The organism is Nakamurella flava (assembly GCF_005298075.1).
Lineage (GTDB): Bacteria > Actinomycetota > Actinomycetes > Mycobacteriales > Nakamurellaceae > Nakamurella > Nakamurella flava.
On sequence record NZ_SZZH01000001.1, the window covers coordinates 714,593 to 730,848 of the forward strand.

Consider the following 16,256-nt stretch of genomic DNA (forward strand, 5'->3'; position numbering starts at 1 on the left):
TGGGCGGTGGCCAGGGTGAACCCGCCGCGCAGGGGCGGCCGGCGGGTGCCCAAGGGGCGCCGCCACCTGGCAAGCTCGTCACGTGCAGCAACCGTTCGACGTCATCATGCAGGGCACCGTCTTCCTGGACGTGGTCTTCACCGGCCTGCCCGGACTGCCCGGCCTGGGTACGGAGATCCACGCCGAAGGCATGGGGTCGTGCCCCGGTGGGATCGCGAACCTGGCCGTGGCGGCCAGCCGGCTGGGGCTGCGGACGTCGCTCGCCGCCTCCTTCGGTGACGATCTCTACGGCGACTTCCTGCACCGCACCCTGCAGGAGGAGGGCATCGACCTATCGCTGTCGCGGCGGATCCCCGACTGGCACTCGCCGGTGACGGTGTCGCTGGCCGCGAACCGGGACCGCGCGATGATCACCCACAGCCACCCGTCGCCGGTGCCGCCCAGCGACCTGCTCGCCACCCTGCCCCCCACCCGGGCCGCCGTCGTGCACCTCGGCGAGGACCTGCCGGACTGGGTCTCGTCCGCGCGCAGTTCCGACGTCCTGGTGTTCGGCGACGTCGGCTGGGACGACAGCGAACAATGGTCCCGGTCGGTCGTCGACCAGGTCGGCTGCCTGGACGCGTTCCTGCCCAACAGCACCGAGGCCATGGCCTACACCCGCACCGATGACCCGTGGAACGCGCTGCACGCCCTGGCCGACCAGGTGCCGGTCGTCGTCATCACCTGTGGTGGGCAGGGCGCCATCGGCATCGACTCCGGAACCGGTGAGCAGGAATGGGTGCCGTCGCTGCCGGTGAACGCCGTGGACGCGACCGGCGCCGGGGACGTCTTTGCGGCCGCCTTCGTCGCCGGCACGTTGAGCGGCTGGTCCCTGCGGAACCGGATGGCGTTCGCCAATCTCTGCGCGGCGCTGTCCGTGCAGCAGGTCGGCGGGTCGCTGGCCGCGCCCGGCTGGGGCGACCTGGCCGACTGGCTGAGCGGGGTGCGGTTCCAGGCCGAGAACGGGTCCCGGGCCGCGGCCGTGCTGCTGCACAGCTACGGGTTCCTGGACGAACCGTTGACCCAGGCCCTGGCGGCGGGGCCCAACCTGGCCGTCCGGCGGGCGACGGCCACTATCGCCCGGTCGTCGGACGCCTGACGTCGATGGCGGACCGCGGAGGGGAGCGAAGATGAGGCGGGCGCCGCGGGTGGCCACCTGGCGGGCCGGGGCCGACCCGGGGCTGCTGCGGCTGCGGGTCGCTCTGCGCGGGGTCCTCGGCGTGTCGCTCACCGCCGTGGTGCTCAGTCAGCTCGCACCCTGGCTGCACCTGCCGACACTGTCGGCGATGCTGCTCGGCGGCATGCTCGGCCTGCACGGGGCGGTGACCGCCGCCGGTCGTCCACCCCGGGACGTGGTCCGGACGCTGCTGCCGTTCCCCCTCCCGGTGGCGGTGGGATCGGTCACCGCGGCGGCCCTGCAGCCCGTGCACGTCGCGCAACTCATCGCGTTCGCGGTGCTGCTGGTGGCGGCCGTCTTCATCCGGCGCTACGGGCTCCGGGCGATGGCCTACGGGTTGCTCGGCTACCTGAGCTTCTTCACCACGGCGATGCTGCGTCTGCCCCTGGCCGCAGTGCCCGACCTGCTGATCATCGCCGTGGTCGGCACCCTGCTGACGATCCTGGTGTCCGCCGTGCTGTTGCCCGATCGGCCGATGGCGCTGTACCTGGCCACCGTCGAGAGCTTCGTCCGTCGGATCCGGCGGGCGGCAGCGCTCGCGGCCGATCAGGCCGACGGGCGTCCCACCGGACGCCTGGCCCGCCGCCGGGGTCGTCGTCCGGCAGACGCCCTGACCGCGGCCGGGTTTCGTGTCATGGAGGCGGCGCTGCTGGTCGACGGCTACCTGACTCCGTCGTGGTCCAAGGAGCTGACCGCCGCGGGGGTCGCCACCGACCGGGCGACCGGTGACCCGCAGACACGGGCCGAGGTCATCGGCACGCCGCCCACCGGGGAACTCGTCGCGGCTCGCACGGCCCAGGCCCGTCGACGGCAGTTGATGGACGCCGAGGGTGCGCTCGACGACCTGATCGCCGCCGTGCGCGGCCTACCGGCCCCGGACCCGGAACTGGCCGCCGTGATCCGTCGACTGGGCGCCGGGGATGCGGTGGGAGCCCGCGCCGCCGCTGTCGCACTAGGCGACGGGGCCCACTCCGCCGGTGGGTCGGTGAACAATGCCGCTACCGGCGCACCCGTAGCGGCATTCTCGACCGACCCGCCTCGAGGGTTGGCGTTGGCCGCCGTCGTGCGCTTGGTCGACGCGGTGCCGTCGGGCATCGGGCCGGAACACGAGCCGCTGTCCGCCCCGCAACGACCGCCGGTGCCGGATCGCATCACCGGCTACCAGCCCGCGGTCGATCTGATCTCCGGGGCCATGCCCGGAGCGAAGGGATCGGCGGCGGCCGCGGCGTCGTCCGTCGGGCGGGGCTGGAGCCTCGACACCCGGCAGGTCGTCCAGGCCGCGGTGGCCGCGCCGGTCGTGCTGGTGCTCGCGGACCTGCTCTCGCCGACCCGGTTCGGCTGGGGGATGTTGGCGTGCCTGCTGGTGCTGACCGGGACGTTCACCGCGGCCGAGGTCGTCACCAAGGGGGTGCACCGGCTCGTCGGTACGGTCGCCGGGATGCTCGTGGCGACCGTGGCGGTGGCGCTGACCGGCACCAGCCCGGCCGCCGTCATCGCGGTGATGGTGGTCTGCGTGTTCCTCGGCCTGTACTTCTTCCGGGTCTCGTACGCCGTCCTGGCGTTCGCCATCACCACGCTGATGGGCGAGCTCTACAACCTCGAGGGCCAGTTCAGCCCGGGTCTGCTGGCGCTCCGGGTCGCCGAGACCGGCCTGGGGGCGGGGATCGCGATCGCGGTGACGTTCCTGGTCGTGCCGCTGCGGGCCCGGCACGCCTGGGTCGCGGCCCGGGCCGCCTTCGACCAGGAGGTCGCCGCGCTGCTGCTCGCCCTGGCCGGACGGTTGGACGATCCGGAGCCGGTGGGGGACCTGCTCCTGCAGCAGCGGCGGGTCGACGCTCGGGCCCACCAGCTGGTCGTCGTCGGGCAGCCGTTCAGTGGGGCGGGGCTGGTCGGTGGTCTGACGGTCTTCCGCCCGCGGGCCGGGTTGCTCGATGCGATCCGGGTGGCCACCCGGACCCGCCGGGTGACGCTGCTGGTGGTGCGGTCGGTGCCCGGTAGCCGACCGGACGTCGCCGCTCGATTGGCAACGCTGGACGATCCCGGGGGCCCGGTCGGTTCGCCGGCGACCGGGGAACCGACCACGACACCTGATGTGCTGACCGGGGCGGTGGATCTGCTGGCCGACGCGCTGATCCGCTTCGACGGACCGGCTCAGCCCGCGGACACGCCCGATTCGGCGCGCCGGACCGCACCCTCGGCCAGATCGAGAACCTGATCCAGACCTTCCGTCGGGCCGCCGGCGGCCAGTCGGGCGAGCAGGCCGTCGCGGACCAGTTCGAGGAAACCGGCCAACGGCTCCACCTCGACGTCCCGTCGGAGAGCACCCGCGTCCCGTTGGCGGCGGAGCCGCTCCCGGGTGGCTGTCCGGATCTGCCGCTCCCACCGGTCCCATTGCTGGCGGAACGCGGCGTCCGTCCGCCACCGGCGGGCGATCTCCAGCTGGGTGCCGATCCGGCCCGGGTCGGGGTCGTGGACGAAGTCCCGGAGTACCTGGATGAGCCCCTGGTCGGCGATGGTCGCGACGGTCAGCTCGGCATCCTGCTCGGCCAGCGCCAGGAACAGCGCTTCCTTGTCGGGGAAGTGGTGGAAGATCGCCCCCCGGGAGAGGCCGATCTCTTCCTCCAGCACCCGGACCGTGGCGCCTTCGTACCCGTGCCGCGCGAACGCGGCGCGGGCCCCGTCGAGGATCTGCTGCCGACGGGCCTCCAGGTGCCCGGGGCTGACGCGTGGCACGTCAGCTCCCGGACAGCTCTGGAGTCACCGCGGGAACTCGATCTCTCAGGACTGCCGCAGCAGCGAACGCAGCACGTACTGCATGATGCCGCCGTTGCGGTAGTAGTCGGCCTCACCGGGGGTGTCGATGCGGACCGTCGCGTCGAATGTCACGGACGGGGTGTCCGCTCCAGGCGCGGTTGCGGTGACCTTGACCGTCCGCGGGGTCCGGCCCTCGTTCAGCTCGGTGATGCCCGAGATCGCGAAGGTCTCCTCGCCGGTCAGCCCGAGCGACTTGACCGATTCGCCCTCCGGGAACTGCAGCGGGATGACACCCATGCCGATGAGGTTGGAGCGGTGGATCCGCTCGAACGACTCGGTGATGACCGCCCGCACGCCCAGCAGCGCGGTGCCCTTGGCCGCCCAGTCGCGGGACGAACCGGAGCCGTACTCCTTGCCGCCCAGGATGACCAGCGGGGTGCCGGCGGCGGCGTAGTTCTGGGCCGCGTCGTAAATAAAGGCCTGCGGCGCGCCCTCGACGGTGAAGTCCCGGGTGTACCCGCCCTGGACGTCGTCGAGCAGCTGGTTGCGCAGCCGGATGTTGGCGAACGTGCCCCGGATCATCACCTCGTGGTTGCCCCGGCGGGAGCCGTACGAGTTGAAGTCCTTGCGGGCGATGCCGTGCTCGGTGAGGTACTTGCCGGCCGGGGTGTCGGCCTTGATCGCCCCGGCGGGGGAGATGTGGTCGGTGGTCACGCTGTCACCCAGCTTGGCCAACACCCGGGCCCCGGCGATGTCGGTGACCGGCTCCGGCTGCGCCGGCATCCCCTCGAAATACGGGGGCTTGCGGACGTAGGTCGAGTCGGTGTCCCACTCGAAGATCTTGCCGGTCGGCGTGGGCAGCGACTTCCAGCGCTCGCCACCGTCGAAGACGTCCGCGTAGGAGGCCGCGAACATCTCCTGGTTGATGGCGCCGTTGATGGTCTCCTGGATCTCCTGCGGCGACGGCCAGATGTCCTTCAGGAAGACGTCGTTGCCGTCGGCGTCCTGGCCCAGCGGCTGCTCGTCGAAGTCGAAGTCCATCGTCCCGGCCAGCGCGTACGCGATGACCAGCGGCGGGGAGGCCAGGTAGTTCATCTTGACGTCCGGGTTGATTCGACCCTCGAAGTTCCGGTTGCCGGACAGCACCGACACGACGGTGAGATCGGCTTCGTTGACCGCGGCCGAGATGTCGTCCGGGAGCGGGCCGGAATTGCCGATGCAGGTGGTGCAGCCGTAGCCGACCAGGTTGTAGCCGAGCTTGTCCAGGTACGGCCAGAGGCCGGCCTTCTCGTAGTAGTCGGTGACGACCTGCGAGCCCGGGGCCATCGTGGTCTTGACCCACGGCTTGACCGTCAGGCCCTTCTCGACGGCGTTGCGGGCCAGCAGCCCGGCGCCCAGCATCACCGACGGGTTCGAGGTGTTGGTGCAGGAGGTGATGGCGGCGATCACCACGGCGCCGTGGTCGAGCTCGAACTCGCCGAGCTCGGACGAGCTCACCTTCGTCGGCTTGCTCGGCCGGCCGCTGGCGCCGGTGGCGGCGGACTGCAGCGCGGCGACGACGCGCTCGTCGGCGTCCTCCTCAGCGTGCGACGGCATCGTCGACACCGGATCGCTGGCCGGGAAGGTCTCCTCGACGCCCTCGTCCAGCTTGGTCTCCGGGGCGGCGTTGCCGTTGACGACGTAGTCGTGGACGGCCTTGCGGAACGAACCCTTGGCGTCGGTCAGCTCGATGCGGTCCTGCGGGCGCTTCGGGCCGGCGATCGACGGCACCACCGTCGACAGGTCCAGCTCGAGGTACTCGGAGAACACCGGCTCGGTGGACGGGTCGTGCCACAGGCCCTGGGCCTTGGCGTACGCCTCGACCAGGGCGACCTGCTGGGCCGGGCGACCGGTCAGCTTGAGGTAGTCGATGGTCTCGTCGTCGATCGGGAAGATGGCGGCGGTGGAGCCGAACTCGGGGCTCATGTTGCCGATCGTGGCCCGGTTGGCCAGCGGCACCTCGCTGACGCCCTGGCCGTAGAACTCGACGAACTTGCTGACCACACCGTGCTTGCGCAGCATCTCGGTGATCGTCAGGACGACGTCGGTGGCGGTGACGCCGGTCGGGATCTCGCCGGTCAGCTTGAAGCCGACCACCCGCGGGATCAGCATCGACACGGGCTGGCCCAGCATGGCCGCCTCGGCCTCGATGCCGCCGACGCCCCAGCCCAGCACGCCCAGGCCGTTGACCATGGTGGTGTGCGAGTCGGTGCCGACGCAGGAGTCGGGATAGGCCAGGCCGTTCCGGGACATCACGGTGCGGGCCAGGTGCTCGATGTTGACCTGGTGGACGATGCCGGTGCCCGGGGGGACGACCTTGAACTCGTCGAACGCGGTCTGGCCCCACCGCAGGAACTGGTAGCGCTCACGGTTGCGCTCGTACTCCAGCTCGACGTTGCGCTCGAAGGCGTCGGCACTGCCGAAGACGTCGGCGATGACGGAGTGGTCGATGACCAGCTCGGCCGGGGCCAGCGGGTTGATGCGGTCCGGGTCGCCGCCCAGTTCGGCCATCGCCTCGCGCATGGTGGCCAGGTCGACGACACAGGGCACGCCGGTGAAGTCCTGCATGATCACGCGGGCCGGGGTGAACTGGATCTCCACGTTCGGCTCGGCCTCGGGATCCCAGTCGGCCAGCGCGCGGATGTGGTCGGCGGTGATGTTCGCGCCATCCTCGGTGCGGAGCAGGTTCTCCAGCAGCACCTTGAGGGAGAACGGGAGCCGATCGGCATTCTCCAGCCCCGGTACGCCGGTGATCCTGAAGATCCCGTAGGTCTCGTCTCCGACCGTGAGATCGGTCCTGGCGTCGAAGCTGTTCTGGCTCGGGGCAGACACGGCACCCTCCTGAAGTCTTCTCGCAGCGTGTGCGAGGTCAGTACTGCGGCGGCGGAACGGCGGCCCGGGTGGCGGTGGGGCCTACGGGGACATTGTTCTCCCCGGGCCCCGGGGCGGTGCGCCCGGGTCCACTCCTTTTTACAGTACGCCCGTCATATTTGGCAGTTGCACCGGCCGGAGACGCCGAACGGGGCCGGTCCGACAGGACCGGCCCCGCTCGGGCGATGCAGTGACAGCGCCCGGATCTAGCGACCCTGGGCCAGGGAGATCAGGTAGTCGACATCCTCCGGCTCCATACCCTTGAGGATGGAAACGAAGATGTCGGAGAACGACCGGACCGGCGAGACGTACCACTGGCCGTCCACCTGGGTGGTGACGATGCCCAGGTTGAGCAGTTGCGGCAGCTCGCGCTTGGCCAGATCGCTCAGCTGCGGCGGCAGATCCTCGCCGATCGCCTCGGACAGGTAGGTGTCGAGGTTGGACTGGTCGATGGTGATGGCCGCCTGGCCGGGGACGTTCAGGGTGACCGCGTTGTTGGCCACGTCCCGGGTCATCGACACGGTCTGACCCTCGGCGGTGATGGTGATGGACTCCAGGGACACCTTGGTGCCGCCGGTGACGTCGCTGGTGGTCCACTTGACGTCGTCGACCGTGAACGGGACGTCGCCGGAGCTGCCGAGCTCGCTGCTGGCCTGATCCACGATCAGCTGGCCGTAGTCGTGCAGCGCACCCATCTCGTCCGGAGCGGTCACCGCGATGACGCCGGCGATGTCCTGCTTGGCGGCTGCGTCGAACAGCTTGTTCACTGCGTCCTCGGGGCTGCCGGAGCCCTGCGGGGCGATCCGGTCGGCCGCGGTCGGGTTGGGCAGACCGGCCTCCTGGACCGCGTTGTCGGCGATCGAGTAGAAGAGGCTCACGTACCACTGGCCGCCGCGGTTGACGGTGGCGACGCGAATCGGCTTACCGTCCCGCTTGGCGACTTCCTGGGCGATGTCCACGGTCTCGGACTTCGGCTGGGCCTGGCTGATCTCCTTGCCGAAGGCGTCCTTGATCTTGTCGCTCAGCGGGATCTGGCTGGGGTCGCTCTGCACGGTGATCTTGCCGCCGGTGAGCTTGACCACGCGGATCGAGTCGGTGATCTGATCGTCCGTGCCGTCGAAGGTCAGGCCCTCGATCGAGATCTTGGTGCCGGTCATCGAGTCCGCGGAGGCCTGCGGGCTCAGCACCTCGAGCCGCTTGAGCTCGCCGATGATGTCGTAGTTCAGGTCGGTGAACAGCTTGGCCTCGGCCGGGTCGAGCTGGTCGGCCAGCCCGATCGGATCGGAGTTCCCCAGCGAGGTGAACAGCGCGTTGACCGCGTCCTGTGGGCTGGCCTGGCCGGAGGCCGCGGTCTGCACGCCGGGTCCGTTGTTACGGGATGCGAAGTACCAGACCCCGCCGCCGATCAGCAGGGCGACCACCGCGACGATCGCGGTGATGAGCAGGCCCTTGCTCTTCTTCGGCTCGGCTGGGGCGCCACCACCGAACTGCTGCGGCGGGAACTGCTGGGTGTTCGGCTGGCCGTACTGGCCGTACTGATCGCCCGGGCCGGGCTGGCCGTACTGACCGGGTTGGCCGTACTGACCGCCCTGTCCGGGCTGGCCGTACTGACCACCCTGGCCGGGCTGGCCGTATTGACCGGGTTGGCCGTACTGACCGCCCTGACCCGGCTGACCACCCTGACCGGGCTGTCCGTAGGAACCCGGCTGGGCGCCCTGCGGGCCCCAGCCCTGGGGTCCGGAATTCTGCGGACCGGATCCCTGGCCGCCCTGGGGCGCCCAGCCGGACGGGCCCGACCCCGGAGAACCCGGCTGCTGGCCGCTCGGGCGCCAGCCTTCCGGTCCCGTGGATCCGCCGTGATCAGTCATCGAATGCTGTCCCTTCGGTCGAGAACGCCCGGATGGGGCGGTCGGCACCGCAACGGTCGTCAACCGGTGCCCGGGTGGTACGGCCGCCGGGTGGTTGCCGGCGGTGGCGACAGGAGCGGCGAGGCCGACGTTTCGTACCGCAATCTCACGATCGACCCACAGTGACCCCCGAAGGTGGGCCCCGTCGTTCAGGCCGCTCTCCGGTGATCCCCTCCTGTTTCCCATTGTGACGGAGGGGACGCGCGGGACGTTGCCGCCTTCGTCCACGGTCGGGCGATCTCGAACGGGCGACCCGGGGGCGCCACCGGTCGGGTGGGTCAGCGCAGCGGGTGGGAGCGCAGCAGGGCGATGCCACCGGCGATGAACAGCAGGGCGCCGGTCAGCATTACCGACGGTCCGGTCAGGTCGAGTCGGACCACGGACGCCGAGCCCGCGAGTCCGAACCACAGGGCGGTCCCCGCCAGCCCGCCGGCCAGCAGTCCCAGGAGGACGGCCAGGAAACCCGCGGTCCGCCAGCACCGGAAGGCCGCGACGAGGACCGGGAGGACGAAGCTGGCACAGATGGCGGGCCAGGCGGCGACGAGGGTGCCGCCCAGTCCGTCCGCGACACCCAGGCGGTCGGCCACCCCGGCGACGGCGAAGCTGGACCGCCGTACCGTGCCCGAGATCAACCAGGGCAGGAAGGCGCCGACGAGGATCAGGATCAGGCCCGGTAGGCCCAGGAGCACGCCGGTGCGCGCCGTGCGCCGCGGTGCTGGGGCAGTGGCGGCGGGTCCCCAGGGGCCGGGTGGACCGGAACGAACGATGGGGAGGGGATCGGTCGGGCGGGAGCCATCGATCATCGGCCCAGTGTGTCGCCTCAGCACCCGGGCCCGCGCCCACTCTGGGTGAGAACAAACGTCCGACGTCGCGCAAAAGTATGAAAATCACTCAGCGTCGTCCGTTATGTCCATAGTGTGACAGGTGTGCCGTGCGTGGCCCCTGGTCAACAGTGGGACACGAGTGGCATGGTGCGGCTGCGTGTCGTGGTGACACCGCACGGTGGCGAGCACGCGCGGGTCCGTTCGGAAGGCCGAGCGCCCACCTCCGGGGGGAGGGGGTGCGACCGTCCCGATCGATCAGCGGCCCCGGGTTCGCCCGGCGTCCGGAAGAGGGGAACGACACACGTGACCACCAGGGGTCTTCGCCGTGCGGCGACCGGGGTGATGCTCGCCGCCGTCCTGTTCACCGGCGCCGTGTCCCCGGCCGGTGCCGTCCCGCCGCCGCCGGACAACCCGTCGGACGACCAGATCCAGCAGAGTCAGGACGACGCGGCCGCCCAGGCCGCCGAGGTCGGGCGGCTGGGCGGTCAGGTCACCCGCACCGAGGCCGACATCCAGCGGCTGCAGCAGGACATGGAGCTGAAGGCCGAGCTGGCCAACAAGGCCGCCGTCGACCTGCAGGTCGCGCAGGCCGACGCGGCGCAGGCCAGCGCGGCCGCCGCCCAGGCCCAGCAGGACGCCCAGGCCGCCGCGACCGCCGTCGACGACGCCAAGGCCAAGGCCAAGCAGTTCGCGGCCGCGTCGTTCCGGCAGGGATCGGTGGTCGGTTCGGTCGGGGCGCTGCTCGACGCCGGGAGCCCGACCGAGATCCTGCAGCGCCGGGAACTACTGGATCAGGTGTCGGCCAGCCAGCTCAACGCGATCAACCGGCTCGAGGTCAGCCGCAACCAGAAGACCAACTCGGACTCCGCGGCGCGCGCCGCCCTCGACGCGGCCACCGCCGCGCAGGGGCGGGCGGACGCGGCCAAGCAGACCGCCGACCAGGCCCAGCAGGCGGCGACCGCCGCCCTGTCGGCCGGCCAGGACCAGCTCGGACGGTTGCAGTCCCAGCTCACCGCCCAGCAGACGGCGTATCAGCAGGCGCTGGCCAACGCGCAGGGGCTGCAGAACCAGCGCGACCAGTACAACCAGTGGTTGGCGCAGAAGGCCGCGGAGGAAGAGGCCGCCCGCAAGGCGGCCGAGGAAGCCGCCCGGCTGGCCGCGGAAGAGGCTGCCCGGCAGGCGGCCGCCGCCGAGGCCGCCCGGCAGGCCGCTGCTCAGCAGGCCGCTGCGGACGCCGCTGCTGCTGCCGCCCAACAGGCTGCCGCCCAACAGGCCGCCGCTCAGCAGGCCGCCGCCCGACAGGCCGCCACGATCGAGAACGCCCGGCGAGCGCAGCCGACCAGCTCGGGCACCTACTACGCGGATTGCAATGCCGCGCGGGACGCCGGCGCCGCCCCGATCAACAAGGGGGAGCCTGGCTACCGCGCCGAACTGGACCCCAACGGCAACGGCGTGGCCTGCGACGGAGGGGCCGATTCCGGGTCGACCGCCGGTTCGGGGTCGGGTTCCACGACAGGTTCGGGGTCGGGTTCCGGTTCCGGTTCGAGCTCCGGTTCGTCCGGCAGTACCCGCACGGCGACCGTGTCCGCCGCCAGCTCCTCCTCACAGGGGCAGACCGTCGTCGCCGCGGCCAAGCGGTGGCTGGGCACGCAGTACGCCTGGGGCGGCGGCGATTCCGACGGTCCGACCCTCGGGATCCGCGACGGCGGCGTGGCCGACCGCTACGGCGACTACAACAAGGTCGGGTTCGACTGCTCGGGTCTCGCGCTGTACGCCTGGGCCCAGGTCGGTGTGTACCTCCCGCACTATTCCGGCTACCAGTACCAGGGGCAGCCGAAGGTGTCGCGGGGGGACCTGCAACCTGGCGACCTGGTCTTCTGGGCGTACAACACGTCCGACCCCGGCACCATCCACCACGTCGCCATCTACCTGGGCGACAACCAGATCATCGAGGCGCCGAACTCCGGCTCCTACGTGCGGATCTCGTCGATGTACTGGGACGGCTACATCGGCGCGAGTCGCCCGGGTGGCTGATCCCGGCGCTGCGTCGCGTTCCGTCCCGGTCGCGGCGATCGTGGTGGCCGGCGGGGGCGGACGCCGGCTCGGTGGTCTGGACAAGCCCGGGCTGTCCCGCGCCGGGACGACCCTGCTGGACGTCGCGCTCGGGGCCGTCCGACCGGCCCGCGACGACGTGCTGGCCACCGCAGTGGTCGTCGTCGGCCCACCGCGGCCCGTGCCGGACGGTGTGGTCGCGGTCCGTGAGGACCCGCCGGGCGGAGGTCCGGCCGCCGCGGTGGCCGCCGGCGTCGCGGCCCTGACCCGCGTCGGTGCGCCGTCGGGGACCGATGGGCCGGTGGTGCTGCTGGCCGCCGATCTGCCCCGCCTCACGGCCGCCACCGTCGGTCGACTGGTCCGGGCGCTGACGGACGAGCCGGGCGCGGGAGCCGCCGTCCTGGTCGACGACACCGGTCGGCGACAACTGCTGCTCGCGGCCTGGCGTGCGGGTGCGCTGCGCCGGGCGATCGACGTGCTCCCGGACGGCGGGCACGGCCGGCCGCTGCGGTCGCTGTACGACGGGGTCCCGGTCGTCGAGGTACCCGGCCGGGACGACGAGTGGGCCGACGTCGACACCCCCGACGACCGTGACCGTTGGTGGCCGGCGGGGTGAACCTGCGCCGCCGCGGAGGTGCAGCTGCGCGGGCCGGCGCCGCTCGTCGGCACAATGAGTCGGGGGAACCCGCCGCGTCATGGCGTCGCGCTCGGACCTGACCGTGCACACCGAAGTGGGGAGAACAGACCGGTGACCACCCAGTCGACCGCAGGACCAACCGCGCAGCCCGGAGCCGACGGTCCGTCAATGTCGGACGCCCAACTGCTGGAACGCACGGTGTTCGAGGTCAAGCGGGTCATCGTCGGCCAGGACCGGCTGGTGGAGCGGATGCTGGTCGGCCTGCTGGCCAAGGGGCACCTGCTGATCGAAGGGGTCCCGGGGGTCGCCAAGACGCTGGCGGTCGAGACCTTCGCCCGGGTGGTGGGCGGCAGCTTCAATCGCATCCAGTTCACCCCCGACCTGGTGCCCTCCGACCTCCTCGGCACCCGGATCTACCGGGCCGGCCGTGAACAGTTCGACATCGAGATCGGCCCGGTCCGCGCCAATTTCGTGCTGACCGACGAGATCAACCGGGCGCCGGCCAAGGTGCAGTCGGCGCTGCTGGAGGTGATGGCCGAGCGGCACGTCTCGATCGGCGGCCAGACCTTCCCGATGCCCGAACCCTTCCTGGTGCTGGCCACCCAGAACCCCATCGAGAACGAGGGGGTCTACCCGTTGCCCGAGGCGCAGCGGGACCGTTTCCTGTTCAAGCTGCTGGTCGACTACCCGCAGCCGGAGGAGGAACGGGAGATCGTGTACCGGATGGGCGTCGCGCCGCCCGTCGCCCAGCAGGTCCTGCCACTGGCCGAACTGGTCCGCCTGCAGCAGGTGGCGGCCAACGTCTTCGTGCACCACGCCCTGGTCGACTACGTCGTGCGCCTGGTCTTCGCCAGCCGCGCCCCGCGGGAGCACGGCCTGGACGACGTCGCCGGCTGGCTGGCGTACGGGGCCTCGCCGCGGGCCTCGCTCGGCATGATCGCCGCCTCCCGGGCCCTGGCGCTGGTCCGCGGCCGGGACTTCGTCGTCCCCCAGGACGTGCTGGACGTCGCCGGCGACGTGCTCCGGCACCGGCTGGTGTTGTCCTACGACGCGCTGGCCGACGGTGTCGCCGTCGAGACCGTGCTGGCCCGCCTGCTGCAGGCGGTGCCGTTGCCGCAGGTCAGCCCGTACCCGGGAGCGAGCGCCGCGTGACCACGCCGGCGCACGTCCCCGGCACCGCCGACCCCGCTCAGGTGCAGGCTGCGTTGCGGACGCTGGAGCTGACGGTGCGGCGTCGGCTCGACGGGTTGCTGCAGGGCAACCACCTGGGCCTGGTTCCCGGGCCGGGGACCGAACCGGGGGAGGCCCGGCCGTACGACGCCGGGGACGACGTGCGGCGGATGGACTGGTCGGTGACGGCCCGGACGACGCAGGCGCACATCCGGCAGTCCGTGGCCGACCGGGAACTGGAGACGTGGGTGGTCGCCGACCTGTCGGCGTCGCTGGATTTCGGGACCACCGGTTGCGAGAAACGGGACCTGGTGGTCGCGGCCACCGCGGCCATCGGGCACCTGACGCGTGGCGGGGGCAACCGGATCGGCGCGGTCGTCGCCACCGGGGATGGCATCGTCCGGGTCCCGGCCCGGGGCGGTCGCGCCCACCTGACCCACCTGTTGCGGACGCTGGCCCTGACTCCCCGGGCGGCCGCCGGTCCCGTCGGTGCCGAGGCCCGACCGGATCTGGCCGCGGCGGTGGAGTCGCTGCGCCGCCCGCCCCGGCGGCGCGGGCTGGCCGTGGTGCTGTCGGACTTCATCGGACCGTTGGACTGGGAACGTTCGCTGCGCGCCATCGGCGGGCGGCACGAGCTGCTCGCCGTGGAGGTGCTGGACCCGCGGGACGTCGAACTCCCGGCGGTCGGCGGCGTCACCCTGATCGACCCGGAGACCGGCCGGACCCGCCAGGTGTCCACCACCCCGCGGTTGCGGGCCGACTTCGCCGCGGCCGCCCAGGAGCACCGTGACGCGGTGGCCGCGGCGCTGCGCCGCTGTGGGGCCGGGCACCTGGTGCTGCGCACCGACCGGGACTGGATCGCCGACGTGGTCCGGTTCGTCGTGGCCCGCAAACGTGGTGTGCCGCAGACGGTTCGGGCCACCCCGGCCGATTCGGCGGTGGGCGGTATGGGGGTGGCGCGATGAGCTTCGCGCACCCCTGGTGGTTGGCCGGCGCCGCGCTCGTCGTCGCGCTGGCCGTCGGGTACGTCCTGGCCCAGCGCCGGACCCGACGGCACACGTTGCGGTTCGCCAACCTGGATCTGCTCGACCGGGTCGCGCCGAAGCGGCCCGGCCGCTGGCGGCACCTGCCGCCCGCGCTGCTACTGGTCGGGCTGATCGGGTTGACCGTGGCGGTGGCCGGTCCGACGGCCGAGGCCCGCGAGCCGCGTAACCGGGCGACGGTGATGCTGGCGATCGACGTCTCGCTGTCCATGGAGGCCACCGACGTGGCCCCGAACCGGCTGGACGCGGCCAAGGAGGCGGCCAAGCAGTTCGTCGACGACCTGACCCCGGGGGTGAACCTCGGTGTCGTGTCCTTCGCGGGCATCGCCACCGTGCTGGTGCCGCCGACCACCGACCGCGCGGCGGCCAAGCAGGCGATCGACAGCCTGACGCTGGACCAGCGGACGGCCACCGGCGAGGCGGTCATCTCCAGCCTGCAGACCATTGAGGCGTTCGCGAAGACCGTCGCCCCGGTCAGCCAGGACGACGCCGGGGGCGCCGGCGTGCCGGCCCGCATCGTGCTGATGACCGACGGCAAGCGGACGGTCGGCCGTACCGAGCAGGACGCCGCGGAGCGGGCCGCCCAGGCCAAGGTCCCGGTGTCGGTGATCGCGTTCGGCACCGACCACGGGTACATCACGGTGGAGGGCGAACAGGTCGACGTCCCGCTGGACACCGAGGCGATGCAGCAGATCGCGCAGATCTCCGGCGGTGACTTCCACACCGCCGCGACCAGCGAGGAACTCAAGTCCGTCTACAGCCAGCTGGGTGAGCAGATCGGGTACGAGACCAAGCAGCAGGACGTGTCCCGCCCGTGGCTGATCGCCGGCACGGTGCTGGTGCTGCTGGGGGCCGCGGCCGGTCTGGTGATCGTCCAGCGGATCCCCTGAGTCGGCACCGGGCCGCGGCACGTCCGGCCGCGCGACCGGCTGGCCGGTAGGGTCGTCGCGGCCCGGTTACTTGACTTGTCGCTGGGCATTCGCGGCACCCATAGGAGGAATCAACGTGTCATCGGCCGAGACCCCGACCGGACGCTCCGTTCTCGTCACCGGCGGCAATCGAGGCATCGGTCTGGCCATCGCCCAGGCCATGGCCGCGGCCGGCCACCGGGTGACCGTGACGCACCGGTCCGGGGAGCCGCCCGCGGGACTGTCCGGGGTCATCTGCGACGTCACCGACCCGGCCAGCGTCGACGCGGCCTTCAAGGAGGTCGAGGAGAAGCAGGGACCGGTCGAGGTGCTGGTCTCCAACGCCGGCATCACCGACGACACGCTGCTGCTGCGGATGAACGAGGACACCTTCACCCGGGTCCTGGACGCGAACCTCACCGGTTCCTACCGGGTCGCCAAGCGAGCCGCCTCCGGCATGCTGCGCAAGCGGTGGGGGCGGATGATCTTCATCTCGTCGGTGGTCGGCCTGTCGGGCGGGGCGGGACAGGCGAACTACTCGTCGTCCAAGGCCGGTCTGGTCGGTCTGGCCCGGTCCATCGCCCGGGAACTGGGCTCCCGCAACATCACCGCGAACGTGATCGCCCCGGGGTTCATCGACACCGACATGACCCGGGCGCTGCCGGACGCCCGGCGCGACGAGATCCGCAAGCAGGTGCCCGCCGGCCGGTACGGCGACACCGCCGACATCGCGGCCGCCGCGGTGTTCCTGGCCTCCGACGGTGCCGGCTACATCACCGGGGCCGTGCTGCCGGTCGACGGTGGCCTCGGCATGGGCCACTGACCCTCGCCCTCC

The 16,256-nt window shown here is 71.9% G+C and carries 12 protein-coding genes; 8 read left to right on the forward strand and 4 right to left on the reverse strand.

Annotated features, from left to right (window positions below; all coding sequences use genetic code 11):
- Positions 1-82: 82 nt before the first annotated feature.
- Together FDO65_RS03215 and FDO65_RS03220 are read left to right on the forward strand one after the other, a co-directional pair.
- A complete protein-coding gene (locus FDO65_RS03215) occupies positions 83-1,138 on the forward strand; it encodes a carbohydrate kinase family protein (RefSeq protein WP_205849746.1) in 1,056 nt (351 codons plus the stop codon).
- Positions 1,139-1,169: 31 nt separating this feature from the next.
- Positions 1,170-3,431, forward strand: a complete 2,262-nt coding sequence (locus FDO65_RS03220) for an FUSC family protein (RefSeq protein WP_137448012.1) — start codon at positions 1,170-1,172, stop codon at positions 3,429-3,431.
- Here FDO65_RS03220 and FDO65_RS03225 read toward each other — a convergent pair.
- The 4 genes from FDO65_RS03225 to FDO65_RS03240 all read right to left on the reverse strand — a co-directional run bounded on the left by FDO65_RS03225 (position 3,368) and on the right by FDO65_RS03240 (position 9,590).
- The gene (locus tag FDO65_RS03225) at positions 3,368-3,949 is read right to left on the reverse strand and encodes a TetR/AcrR family transcriptional regulator (RefSeq protein ID WP_137448013.1); all 582 of its coding nucleotides are present in this window, start codon (positions 3,947-3,949) and stop codon (positions 3,368-3,370) included. The two genes, FDO65_RS03220 and FDO65_RS03225, sit on opposite strands and share 64 nt — an antisense overlap.
- Before the next feature lie 45 nt (positions 3,950-3,994).
- Positions 3,995-6,841, reverse strand: coding sequence for an aconitate hydratase (locus tag FDO65_RS03230; protein ID WP_137448014.1), 2,847 nt, complete (start codon positions 6,839-6,841; stop codon positions 3,995-3,997).
- 245 nt (positions 6,842-7,086) lie between these two features.
- Positions 7,087-8,748: a flagellar basal body-associated FliL family protein gene (locus FDO65_RS22395; RefSeq protein WP_205849747.1), complete on the reverse strand. Its 1,662-nt coding sequence runs from the start codon at positions 8,746-8,748 to the stop codon at positions 7,087-7,089.
- A gap of 317 nt (positions 8,749-9,065) precedes the next feature.
- The gene (locus FDO65_RS03240; protein ID WP_137448015.1) at positions 9,066-9,590 is read right to left on the reverse strand and encodes a hypothetical protein; all 525 of its coding nucleotides are present in this window, start codon (positions 9,588-9,590) and stop codon (positions 9,066-9,068) included.
- A 324-nt stretch (positions 9,591-9,914) separates the two neighbouring features.
- On the opposite strand from FDO65_RS03240, the gene FDO65_RS03245 reads away from it, so the two are divergent.
- The 6 genes from FDO65_RS03245 to fabG all read left to right on the forward strand — a co-directional run bounded on the left by FDO65_RS03245 (position 9,915) and on the right by fabG (position 16,244).
- Entirely contained in the window at positions 9,915-11,645 is a 1,731-nt protein-coding gene (locus FDO65_RS03245) for an excalibur calcium-binding domain-containing protein (protein WP_137448016.1), read from the forward strand.
- Positions 11,638-12,279 (forward strand): NTP transferase domain-containing protein, encoded by a 642-nt coding sequence (locus tag FDO65_RS03250; protein WP_137448017.1) that lies wholly within the window; start codon positions 11,638-11,640, stop codon positions 12,277-12,279. Before FDO65_RS03245 ends, FDO65_RS03250 begins: the two co-directional genes overlap by 8 nt.
- A gap of 189 nt (positions 12,280-12,468) precedes the next feature.
- A complete protein-coding gene (locus tag FDO65_RS03255; RefSeq protein ID WP_137448018.1) occupies positions 12,469-13,452 on the forward strand; it encodes an AAA family ATPase in 984 nt (327 codons plus the stop codon).
- Entirely contained in the window at positions 13,449-14,435 is a 987-nt protein-coding gene (locus FDO65_RS03260; protein WP_137448019.1) for a DUF58 domain-containing protein, read from the forward strand. Before FDO65_RS03255 ends, FDO65_RS03260 begins: the two co-directional genes overlap by 4 nt.
- The gene (locus tag FDO65_RS03265; RefSeq protein ID WP_137448020.1) at positions 14,432-15,403 is read left to right on the forward strand and encodes a VWA domain-containing protein; all 972 of its coding nucleotides are present in this window, start codon (positions 14,432-14,434) and stop codon (positions 15,401-15,403) included. Before FDO65_RS03260 ends, FDO65_RS03265 begins: the two co-directional genes overlap by 4 nt.
- A gap of 115 nt (positions 15,404-15,518) precedes the next feature.
- On the forward strand, positions 15,519-16,244 hold the full coding sequence (gene fabG / locus FDO65_RS03270; RefSeq protein ID WP_137448021.1) for a 3-oxoacyl-ACP reductase FabG: 726 nt from the start codon (positions 15,519-15,521) through the stop codon (positions 16,242-16,244).
- Positions 16,245-16,256 lie beyond the last annotated feature (12 nt).

What these genes read in the sequence shown, in the direction of transcription:
- FDO65_RS03220 (WP_137448012.1), top strand. Translation starts at nt 1,170, where the DNA reads ATGAGGCGGGCGCCGCGGGTGGCCACCTGGCGGGCCGGGGCCGACCCG.
- FDO65_RS22395 (WP_205849747.1), bottom strand. Translation starts at nt 8,748, where the DNA reads ATGACTGATCACGGCGGATCCACGGGACCGGAAGGCTGGCGCCCGAGC.
- FDO65_RS03240 (WP_137448015.1), bottom strand. Translation starts at nt 9,590, where the DNA reads ATGATCGATGGCTCCCGCCCGACCGATCCCCTCCCCATCGTTCGTTCC.
- FDO65_RS03255 (WP_137448018.1), top strand. Translation starts at nt 12,469, where the DNA reads ATGTCGGACGCCCAACTGCTGGAACGCACGGTGTTCGAGGTCAAGCGG.
- FDO65_RS03265 (WP_137448020.1), top strand. Translation starts at nt 14,432, where the DNA reads ATGAGCTTCGCGCACCCCTGGTGGTTGGCCGGCGCCGCGCTCGTCGTC.